Raw genomic sequence first — 11,941 nt, 5'->3', positions numbered from 1 at the left:
GCGGGATGCAGCTGCACGCCGCGGCCGGTGGGCCTGCCAGTGCACCCATTTATGCCTCGATCGACGACGACCCCTCCTACGAGCAGTACAAGAGCCAGGTGGCGCCCTACCTGCGTTCCTGGGAGTCGGTGATCGGTCATCAGCGCACAGGCGTGTACGCCAATTCGAAAACCATCGACTGGGCGCTACACGACGGATTGGGCTCCTACTTCTGGCAGCACAACTGGGGCTCGCCCAAGGGATATGCCCACCCGGCGGCCAACTTGCACCAGGTTGAAATCGACAAACGCAGCGTCGGAGGGGTCGGCGTCGACATCAACGAGATCCTCAAGCCCCAATTCGGCCAGTGGGCCTAGGGCCCGCTGCCGTCGCCCTGCCCCGTCGGGGCGCGGACTCTTAGAAATTCCAGCAAACACTCGTTCGCTCATTCTCCGGTGGCCCGCCGGCGGGCGTTCGTCTTCCGATGCCGCCCGCGGCACCGTGACGGCACTCCACGACCCAAAAAATTTATATAACGATTCGATAACAAGACTGCCTTGATCTGCGCAGTTATAGCTACTCGACCGTAACCACCTTCATGCAGCGGGTTTGGTAATCGGGTTCGCGCCGCCGATGAAAGCGGGTGTTACCCAGGACACGGTTACCGATGCGTAGAACTCATCAGTAACCGATCAGCACGCGAAACGAAGGTCGATCCTTATGACACTCTTAGTACAGCCGATGGAGTCCGTCGCGCCGCTCAGCACCAGCCGGGCGGTCCGCCGACAACACACCGGCCAGCCGTTTTCCCGGCTGTGATTCGACGCCGAAGCACGCCGCATCGACAGAACCCCGCCCGGCGGTGGTGACCGCCAGACGAACGAGACCTAAAGACGTATACAGGGGAGCAGACAAGGTGACGATCCACGAGCACGACCGGGTGTCCGCTGACCGCGACGGCCAAGGCAAGGCCCCACACGCCGGGGACACCCACGCCCTCGTCGACCGCCTGACGGCCGGCGAGCCCTACGCCGTGGCATTCGGCGGCCAGGGCAGCGCCTGGCTGGAGACCCTCGAAGAACTGGTGTCGTCGGCCGGCATCGAGTCCGACCTGGCAACGCTGGTCGGTGAGGTCAACCTGCTCCTCGAGCCGGTGGCCAAAGAGCTCGTCGTGGTGCGTCCGATCGGCTTCGAGCCGCTGTCGTGGGTGCGTGCGCTGGCGGCGGAGGATCCGGTCCCCTCGGACAAGCACCTGACCTCGGCCGCGGTGTCGATCCCGGGTGTGCTGCTCACCCAGATCGCGGCCGTGCGGGCGCTGGCTCGCCAAGGCATGGACCTGAAGGCGACGCCCCCGGTGGCCGTCGCGGGACACTCCCAGGGTGTGCTCGCCGTCGAGGCGCTGAAGGCCGGGGGCGCCCGCGACGCCGAGCTGCTGGCTCTGGCCCAGCTGATCGGCGCGGCCGGGACCCTGGTGGCCCGCCGGCGCGGCATCTCAGTGCTCGGCGACCGCCCGCCGATGGTGTCCGTCACCAACGCCGATCCCGAACGCATCGGCCGGCTGCTCGACGAGTTCGCGCAGGACGTGCGCACCGTGCTGCCGCCCGTGTTGTCCATCCGCAACGGCCGCCGTTCGGTCGTCATCACCGGCACCCCGGAACAGCTGTCCCGCTTCGAGCTCTACTGCCAGCAGATCTCCGAGAAGGAAGAAGCCGACCGGAAGAACAAGCTGCGCGGCGGCGACGGCTTCTCGCCGGTCTTCGACCCGGTGCAGGTCGAGGTGGGCTTCCACACCCCCCGCCTCGCCGACGGCATCGACGTCGTCGGCAGCTGGGCCGAGAAGGTCGGCCTGGACGTCGAGCTGGCCCGGCAATTGACCGAGTCCATCCTGGTGCGCCCGGTCGACTGGGTCGAGGAGATCACCCGGGTCAACGACGCCGGCGCCCGCTGGATTCTTGACCTGGGCCCCGGCGACATCCTGACCCGGCTGACCGCGCCGGTGATCCGCGGCCTCGGTGTGGGCATCGTGCCCGCGGCGACCCGCGGCGGCCAGCGCAACCTCTTCACCGTCGGCGCTGTCCCCGAGGTGGCGCGGGCCTGGTCCAGCTACGCCCCGACGCTGGTTCGTCTGCCCGACGGCAGGGTCAAGCTCTCGACGAAGTTCACCCGGCTGACGGGGCGCTCGCCGATCCTGTTGGCCGGCATGACCCCGACCACCGTCGACGCCCACATCGTGGCCGCCGCGGCCAACGCCGGGCACTGGGCCGAGCTGGCCGGCGGCGGGCAGGTCACCGAGGAGATCTTCGCCGACCGTATCGAGCAGCTGGCCGGGCTGCTCGAGGACGGCCGGACCTACCAGTTCAACGCGCTGTTCCTGGACCCGTATCTGTGGAAGCTGCAGGTGGGCGGCAAGCGGCTGGTGCAGAAGGCGCGTCAGTCCGGCGCGGCCATCGACGGTCTGGTGGTGAGCGCCGGCATCCCGGATCTGGAGGAGGCCGTCGAGCTGATCGAGGAGCTGGGCGAGGTCGGCATCAGCCACGTCGTCTTCAAGCCCGGCACCGTCGAGCAGATCCGCTCGGTCATCCGCATCGCGACCGAGGTGTCCGCCAAGCCGGTGATCGCGCACATCGAGGGTGGACGCGCCGGCGGCCACCACTCATGGGAAGACCTCGACGACCTGCTGCTGGCGACCTACTCCGAATTGCGGTCGCGCTCCAATATCACCGTCTGCGTCGGCGGCGGCATCGGCACGCCTGAGCGCGCGGCCGAATACCTGTCCGGACGCTGGGCGCAGGCGTACGGCTTCCCGCTGATGCCGATCGACGGCATCCTGGTCGGCACCGCGGCGATGGCGGCCAAGGAGTCCACCACGTCGCCGGCGGTCAAGCGGATGCTGGTCGAAACCCAGGGCACCGATCATTGGATCGGCGCCGGAAAAGCCTCGGGCGGAATGGCTTCCAGCCGCAGCCAGCTCGGTGCGGACATCCATGAGATCGACAACAGCGCGTCGCGGTGCGGACGGCTTCTCGACGAGGTCGCCGGTGACGCGGACGCCGTCGCGGAGCGTCGCGACGAGATCATCGCGGCGATGGCCAACACCGCCAAGCCGTACTTCGGCGACGCCGGTGAGATGACCTACCTGCAGTGGTTGCAGCGCTACGTCGAATTGTCCATCGGGGACGGCGATTCCACCGCCGACACCGCTTCGCCGGGCAGCCCGTGGCTGGCCGACACCTGGCGCGACCGTTTCGAGCAGATGCTGCAGCGGGCCGAAGCCCGTTTGCATGCACAGGATTTCGGTCCCATCGAGACGCTGTTCGACGGCTCCACCGCCGACGGTGCGCGGCTGCTGGAAAATCCTGCCGAGGCCATCGCCACCCTGCTGGCGCACTACCCCGACGCCGAACGAGTGCAGCTGCACCCGGCCGACGTCCCGTTCTTCGTCACGCTGTGCAAGCTGCTGGGCAAGCCGGTCAACTTCGTGCCGGTGATCGACAAGGACGTGCGGCGCTGGTGGCGCAGCGATTCGCTGTGGCAGGCGCACGACGCCCGCTACGACGCCGATCAGGTGTGCATCATTCCGGGTACCGCCGCCGTCGCGGGCATCACCCGGATGGACGAGCCCGTCGGTGAACTGCTGGACCGCTTCGAGCAGGCGGCCATCGACCAGGCGCTCGCCGCCGGAGCGGAGCCCAAGGCCGTCACGTCACGCCGGACGGGCCGCGCGGACGTCACCGGCCCGCTGGCCGTTGTGCTGGATGCCCCCGATGTCCAATGGGCCGGCCGCACCGCGACGAACCCGGTCCACCGCATCGCCGATCCCTCCGACTGGCTGGTGCACCCAGGCTCTGAAGGACCCGAGAGCCGCCGCGCCACGCACTCGTCCACCGGCGCGCGGCTTCAGGTCGACGGCGACCGCGTGGTGCTCAGCGTTCCGGTGTCGGGCACGTGGATCGACATCCCATTCACGTTGCCGCCCAACACCGTTGACGGTGCCACCCCGGTGGTCTCCACCGAGGACGCCGCCACGGCCATGCGCGCGGTGCTGGCCATCGCGGCCGGCGTCGACGGGCCGGAGTTCCTGCCCGCGGTCACCGACGGAACGGCCACGGTCTCGGTGGACTGGGACCCCGAGCGGGTCGCCGACCACACCGGGGTCACGGCCACCTTCGGAGAACCCTTGGCGCCCAGCCTCACCACGGTGCCGGACGCGCTCGTCGGACCGTGCTGGCCCGCCGTCTTCTCGGCGATCGGCTCGGCCGTCACCGACGCCGGCGTCCCGGTCGTCGAGGGCCTGCTCAGCCTGGTGCATCTGGATCACGCCGCCCACATGGTGGGCAAGCTGCCGACGATCCAGTCGCAATTGACAATCACCGCAACGGCTTCGGTGGCCATCGACACCGACATGGGCCGCGTCGTCCCGGTCTCGGTCGCCATCACCGGCACCGACGGTCGGACGATCGCCACCCTCGATGAGCGTTTCGCCATCCTGGGCCGCACCGGGGTCGCCGAACTGATCGACCCGACGCACGCCGGCGGCGCGGTCTCGAAGAACGCGACCGACACCCCGCGCCGGCGCCGCCGCGACGTCACCATTTCGGCGCCGGTCGACATGCGTCCGTTCGCGGTGGTCTCCGGTGACCACAACCCCATCCACACCGACCGGGCCGCCGCGCTGCTGGCCGGCCTGGAATCGCCCATCGTGCACGGCATGTGGCTCTCTGCCGCCGCCCAGCACGCGGTGACCGCCACCGATGGTCAGGCCCGCCCGCCGGCGCGGCTGATCGGCTGGACCGCGCGCTTCCTGGGCATGGTGCGTCCCGGTGACGAGGTCGCGTTCCGCGTCGACCGGGTCGGAATCGACCAGGGCGCCGAGGTTTTGGAGGTCACTGCCCGGATCGGATCCGATCTGGTGATGTCGGCGACGGCACGCCTGGCCGCCCCGCACACCGTCTACGCGTTCCCCGGCCAGGGCATCCAGCACAAGGGCATGGGCATGGACGTCCGGGCCCGGTCCAAGGCCGCCCGCAAGGTGTGGGACAAAGCGGACAAGTTCACCCGCGACACCCTGGGCTTCTCGGTCCTGCACGTGGTGCGCGACAACCCGACCAGCATCATCGCCAGCGGTGTGCACTACAACCATCCCGAGGGCGTGCTGTACCTGACCCAGTTCACCCAGGTCGCGATGGCCACGGTTGCCGCGGCGCAGGTCGCCGAGATGCGCGAGCAGGGCGCCTTCGTCGAGGACGCGATCGCCTGCGGCCACTCCGTCGGCGAGTACACCGCGCTGGCCTGCGTGACCGGCATCTATGAGCTGGAAGCCTTGCTGGAGACGGTGTTTCACCGCGGATCGAAGATGCACGACATCGTTCCGCGCGACGAGCTGGGCCGGTCCAACTACCGGCTGGCGGCCATTCGGCCGTCGCAGATCGACCTGCCCGACGACGAGGTGCCGGCGTTCGTCGCCGATATTGCGGCGAAGACCGGTGAGTTCGTTGAGATCGTCAACTTCAACCTGCGCGGGTCGCAGTACGCGATCGCCGGCACGGTGCGCGGCCTGGAGGCGCTCGAGGAAGAGGTGGAGCGGCGCCGTGAGATCACCGGTGGCAAGCGCTCCTTCATCCTGGTGCCCGGTATCGACGTGCCGTTCCACTCCCGCGTGCTACGGGTCGGGGTGGCGGAGTTCCGCCGTTCCCTCGACCGGGTCATGCCGCGCGACAAGGATCCCGACGTCATCATCGGGCGCTACATCCCCAACCTGGTGCCGCGTCCGTTCACCCTGGACCGCGACTTCATTCAGGAGATCCGCGATCTGGTGCCAGCCGAGCCGCTCGACCCGATCCTGGCCGACTACGACACCTGGCTTGCCGAGCGCCGCATCGAGATGGCCCGCATCGTCCTGATCGAGCTGCTGGCATGGCAATTCGCCAGCCCGGTGCGCTGGATCGAAACCCAGGACCTGCTGTTCACCGAAGAGGCCGCCGGCGGCCTGGGGGTGGAGCGGTTCGTCGAGATCGGTGTGAAGTCCGCACCGACCGTCGCGGGCCTGGCCACCAACACCCTGAAGCTGCCCGAATATGCGCACAGCACAGTGGAAGTGCTCAACGCCGAGCGCGACGCGGCGGTGCTGTTCGCCACCGACACCGACCCCGAGCCGGAGCTCGAGGACGAGCCGGAGGCGCCCACCGACAGTGCGTCGGCACCGGAGTCGGCCGCGGCCGTTCCGGCGGCCCCCGCCGCCGCGCCGACCGCGCCGTCGGGTGCGGCCCGACCGGACGACATCGGGTTCGACGCCGCCGATGCCACGCTGGCGCTGATCGCGCTGTCGGCCAAGATGCGCATCGACCAGATCGAGGAGCTGGACTCCATCGAATCCATCACCGACGGTGCGTCGTCGCGGCGCAACCAGCTGCTGGTGGACCTGGGTTCGGAGCTGAACCTGGGCGCCATCGACGGCGCCGCCGAAGCCGACCTGGCCGGGCTGCGCGCGCAGGTCACCAAATTGGCGCGCACCTACAAGCCTTACGGCCCAGTGCTTTCCGACGCGATCAACGACCAGCTGCGCACGGTGCTGGGGCCATCGGGTAAGCGGCCCGGGGCCATCGCCGAGCGGGTCAAGAAGACGTGGGAGCTGGGCGAGGGCTGGGCCAAGCACGTCACGGTCGAGGTCGCGCTGGGCACCCGCGAGGGGACCAGTGTCCGTGGCGGTGCCATCGGCCACCTGCACGAGGGTGCACTGGCCGACGCCGCTGCCGTCGACAAGGCGATCGATGCCGCGGTGGCTTCCGTCGCCGCGCGTCGCGGCATCGCGGTGGCGCTGCCGTCTTCGGGCGGTGGCGGCGGCGGTGCGACCATCGATGCCGCCGCGCTGAGCGAATTCACCGACCAGATCACCGGCCGCGACGGCGTGCTGGCATCGGCGGCGCGCCTGGTGCTCAACCAGCTGGGCCTGGACGACCCGGTCAGCGCTTCGCCCGCGGCCACCGATGCCGAGCTCATCGACCTGGTGACCACCGAACTCGGCGCCGACTGGCCACGGCTGGTGGCACCGGTGTTCGAGCCGAAGAAGGCCGTGCTGTTCGACGATCGGTGGGCCAGCGCCCGCGAAGACCTGGTCAAGCTCTGGCTGGCCGACGAGGGCGACATCGACGCCCGCTGGGTGGACCTGTCCGAAAGGTTCGAGGGCGCAGGCCATGTCGTGGCCACCCAGGCCACCTGGTGGCAGGGCAAGGCCCTGTCCGCGGGCCGGCAGATTCACGCATCGCTGTACGGGCGGATCGCGGCCGGCGCCGAGAACCCGGACCCGGGCCGCTACAGCCACGAAGTTGCGGTGGTGACGGGCGCCTCCAAGGGCTCGATCGCCGCATCGGTCGTCGGGCGGCTACTCGACGGCGGTGCCACCGTCATCGCCACTACGTCCAAGCTCGACGACGAGCGGTTGGCTTTCTACCGCGGGCTCTACCGCGACCACGCCCGGTTCGGCGCGGCGCTGTGGGTGGTCGCGGCCAACATGGCGTCTTACTCCGACATCGACGCACTGGCCGAGTGGGTGGGCACCGAGCAGTCCGAAAGCCTTGGGCCGCAATCGATTCACATCAAGGACGCGCAGACCCCGACGCTGCTGTTCCCGTTCGCCGCACCGCGGGTCGCGGGCGACCTGTCCGAGGCCGGCTCGCGCTCCGAGATGGAGATGAAGGTGCTGCTGTGGGCCGTGCAGCGGCTGATCGGCGGACTGTCGAAGATCGGCGCCGAGCGCGACATCGCATCGCGGCTGCATGTGGTGCTGCCCGGCTCGCCGAACCGCGGAATGTTCGGCGGTGACGGCGCTTACGGTGAGGCCAAGTCGGCGCTGGACGCCCTGGTGAGCCGCTGGCACGCCGAGTCGTCGTGGGCGGCCCGGGTCAGCCTGGCGCACGCGCTGATCGGCTGGACCCGCGGCACCGGGCTGATGGGCCACAACGACGCCATCGTCGACGCGGTTGAAGAGGCAGGCGTCACCACCTACTCGACCGACGAGATGGCGGCAATGTTGCTGTCCCTCTGCGACATCGAGTCCAAGGTGGCCGCGGCCGGTGCGCCGATCAAGGCGGACCTGACCGGCGGGCTGGGCGAGGCCAAGCTCGACATGGCCGAGCTGGCCGCCAAGGCACGCGAGCAGGCCACCTCGGGTGAGGAGGCCTCCGACGAGGCCGGCACCGAGGGCACCATTGCCGCGCTGCCGTCCCCGCCGCGCGGCTTCACCCCGGCGCCGCCGCCGACATGGGCGGACCTCGACGTCGACCCGGCCGATCTGGTGGTCATCGTCGGAGGCGCGGAACTCGGCCCCTACGGCTCGTCGCGGACCCGCTTCGAGATGGAGGTCGACAACGAACTGTCGGCGGCCGGCGTCCTGGAGCTGGCCTGGACCACCGGCCTGATCCGCTGGGAGGACGACCCCCAACCCGGTTGGTACGACACGCAATCCGGTGATCTGGTCGACGAGTCCGAGCTGGTCGAGCGCTACCACGACACCGTCGTCGAGCGCTGCGGCATCCGCGAGTTCGTCGACGACGGCGCGATCGACCCCGATCACGCGTCGCCGCTGCTGGTGTCGGTGTTCCTGGACAAGGACTTCGCGTTCGTGGTGTCCTCGGAGGCCGACGCGCGCGCCTTCGTCGAGTTCGATCCGGAACACACGATCATCCGGCCGGTGCCCGACTCCAGCGACTGGCAGGTCACCCGCAAGGCGGGCACCGAGATTCGGGTGCCGCGGAAGACCAAGCTGTCGCGGACCGTCGGCGCGCAGATCCCGACCGGGTTCGACCCGACCGTGTTCGGCATCAGCCAGGACATGGCCAGCTCGACCGACCGGGTGGCGCTGTGGAACATCGTCGCGACCGTCGACGCGTTCCTGTCTTCGGGATTCACCCCGGCTGAATTGATGCGGTGGGTGCACCCGGGCCTGGTGGCCAGCACGCAGGGCACCGGCATGGGCGGCATGACGTCGATGCAGACGATGTATCACGGCAACCTGCTCGGCCGGAACAAGCCCAATGACATCCTGCAGGAAGTTCTGCCGAACGTCGTTGCCGCGCACGTCATTCAGAGCTACGTCGGCAGCTACGGCGCGATGATCCACCCGGTGGGCGCGTGCGCGACCGCGGCGGTGTCGGTCGAGGAGGGCGTCGACAAGATCCGTCTCGGCAAGGCCGAGCTGGTGGTCGCCGGCGGGTTCGACGACCTGACGCTGGAAGCCATCATCGGCTTCGGTGACATGGCGGCCACCGCAGACACTTCCATGATGCGCGGCCGCGGCATCCACGACTCGAAGTTCTCCCGGCCCAACGATCGGCGCCGGCTCGGGTTCCTCGAGGCGCAGGGCGGCGGCACCATCCTGCTGGCGCGCGGCGACCTCGCGCTGAAGATGGGTCTGCCGGTGCTGGCGGTGGTGGCCTACGCGCAGTCGTTCGCCGACGGCGTGCACACGTCGATCCCGGCGCCGGGGCTGGGCGCGCTGGGCGCCGGTCGTGGCGGCAAGGATTCGGCGCTGGCGCGGTCGCTGGGCAGGCTCGGTGTGGGCGCCGACGACGTCGCCGTGATTTCCAAGCACGACACGTCGACCCTGGCCAACGATCCCAACGAGACCGAACTGCATGAGCGGCTCGCCGATTCGCTCGGCCGCTCCGAGGGCGCGCCGCTGTTCGTAGTGTCGCAGAAGAGCCTCACCGGGCACGCCAAGGGCGGCGCGGCGGTCTTCCAGATGATGGGGCTGTGCCAGATCCTGCGCGACGGGGTGATCCCGCCGAACCGCAGCCTGGATTGCGTCGACGACGAGCTGGCCGGCTCGGCCCACTTCGTGTGGGTGCGCGAGACCCTGCGGCTCGGGGAGAAGTTCCCGCTCAAGGCGGGCTTGGTGACCAGCCTTGGGTTCGGCCACGTTTCGGGGCTGGTGGCGCTGGTGCACCCGCAGGCGTTCGTCGCAGCGCTCGACCCGCAGCAGCGCGCGGACTACCAGCGGCGCGCGGATGCGCGCCTGCTGGCCGGTCAGCGGCGGCTGGCGTCGGCGATCGCCGGTGGCGCGCCGATGTACGAGCGGCCGCCGAATCGTCGCTTCGACCATGACGGGTCGGAGAAGCGTCAGGAGGCGGCGATGCTGCTGAACCCGGATTCGCGGCTGGGCGACGGCGAGGCCTACCAGGTCTCTGCCGGATGACGTCGGTCCGTTAGCCTGGCGACCCATGGGGATTGTCGGTGTGGGGATCGATCTCGTCTCCATCCCTGATTTCGCCGAGCAGGTCGACCAGCCGGGCACCGTCTTCTCCGAGACGTTCACGCCGGGGGAGCGCCGCGATGCGTCGGACAAGAGTTCGTCGGCGGCGCGTCACCTGGCGGCCCGGTGGGCCGCCAAGGAGGCCGTGATCAAGGCGTGGTCGGGATCGCGGTTCGCCCAGCGGCCGGTGCTGCCGGAGGACATCCACCGCGACATCGAGGTGGTCACCGACATGTGGGGGCGTCCGCGGGTCCGGCTGAGCGGCGACATCGCCAAACACCTGGCCGACGTGATCATTCACGTCTCGCTGACGCACGAGGGCGATACCGCCGCCGCGGTGGCGATCCTGGAGACGACCGCCGACTAGCCTCGATCCCATGAGCGATCTGGTTGAGCGCGTCCGCGAGCTGCTGCCGTCGGTTCGCCGCGATCTGGAAGACCTGGTGCGCATCGAATCGGTGTGGGCCGATCCCGGCCGCCGCGACGAGGTACACCGCAGCGCGCGGGCCGTCGCGGATTTGTTGTCGCAGGCCGGTTTCGGCGACATACGGATCGTCAGCGAAGGGGGAGCGCCGGCCGTCATCGCCCGCCACCCGGCGCCCCCCGGCGCGCCGACCGTGCTGCTGTACGCCCACCACGACGTCCAGCCCGAGGGCGACCGCAGCCAATGGGCGTCGCCGCCCTTCGAACCGACCGAGCGCGACGGCCGGCTCTACGGGCGCGGCAGCGCCGACGACAAGGCTGGCATCGCAACGCATTTGGCGGCGTTTCGGGCGCACGCCGGGCGGCCGCCGGTGGGCGTGACGGTGTTCGTCGAGGGCGAAGAGGAATCCGGGTCGCCGTCCCTGGGCCGGCTGCTGGCCGCGCACCGCGATGCGCTGGCCGCCGACGTGATCGTCATCGCCGACTCGGACAACTGGAGCACCGACATCCCGGCGCTGACGGTCACGCTGCGCGGCCTGGTCGACTGCGTCGTCGAAGTCGCCACGCTCGACCACGGCCTGCACTCCGGCATCTGGGGCGGGGTGGTGCCCGACGCGCTGAGCGTGCTGGTGCGGCTGTTGGCCAGCCTGCACGACGACGACGGAAACGTGGCCGTCGCCGGTCTGCACGAAAGCACCGCCGCCGCAGTCGATTACCCGCCCGAGCGGGTGCGTGCCGACTCCGGACTGCTGGACGGGGTGTCCGAAATCGGGTCGGGTTCCGCGCCGCAGCGGCTGTGGGCCAAACCCGCGATCACCGTGATCGGCATCGACACCACACCCATCGACAAGGCGTCCAACACGTTGATCCCGCGGGCCCGCGCCAAGATCAGCATGCGCGTCGCGCCCGGCGGCGACGCGGCCGCACACCTGGACGCATTGACCGCGCATCTGCAACAGCATGCGCCGTGGGGAGCGCAGGTCAGCGTCACCCGCGGCGACGTCGGCGAGCCCTACGCCATCGACGCCACCGGCAGCGTCTACGACGCCGCCCGCCAGGCATTCCGTCAGGGGTGGGGCGTCGACCCGATCGACATGGGCATGGGCGGGTCGATTCCGTTCATCGCCGAATTCGCCGAGGCCTTCCCGCAGGCGAAGATCCTCGTCACCGGCGTGGAGGACCCCGCAACGCAGGCCCACAGCATCAACGAGAGCCTGCACCTCGGGGTGCTGGAACGCGCGGCGATCGCCGAGGCGCTGCTGCTGGCCAACCTGGGCTGAGGGGAAACTCGAC

The 11,941-nt window shown here is 69.8% G+C and carries 4 protein-coding genes; all 4 read left to right on the top strand.

All coding sequences use genetic code 11. The annotated features are described in order from the left end of the window. Nucleotides 1–356 (top strand): glycoside hydrolase domain-containing protein (locus tag A5760_RS24850; protein ID WP_155764466.1); only part of this gene is annotated, 356 nt, incomplete at its 5' end. A 539-nt stretch (nt 357–895) separates the two neighbouring features. Continuing rightward, complete coding sequence (locus A5760_RS24845; RefSeq protein ID WP_064885808.1) at nt 896–10,168, top strand: type I polyketide synthase; 9,273 nt, start codon at nt 896–898, stop codon at nt 10,166–10,168. A 25-nt stretch (nt 10,169–10,193) separates the two neighbouring features. Continuing rightward, nucleotides 10,194–10,592, top strand: coding sequence for a holo-ACP synthase (locus A5760_RS24840; RefSeq protein WP_007774057.1), 399 nt, complete (start codon nt 10,194–10,196; stop codon nt 10,590–10,592). Between the two features lie 10 nt (nt 10,593–10,602). After that, entirely contained in the window at nt 10,603–11,928 is a 1,326-nt protein-coding gene (locus A5760_RS24835; protein WP_064885806.1) for a dipeptidase, read from the top strand. Nucleotides 11,929–11,941: the final 13 nt, after the last annotated feature.

It is taken from the genome of Mycobacterium colombiense (assembly GCF_001665835.1).
GTDB classification, from domain to species: Bacteria; Actinomycetota; Actinomycetes; order Mycobacteriales; family Mycobacteriaceae; genus Mycobacterium; species Mycobacterium colombiense_A.
Note: the sequence above shows the minus strand (reverse complement) of the source record. Positions and strands in the feature narration are given on the sequence as shown.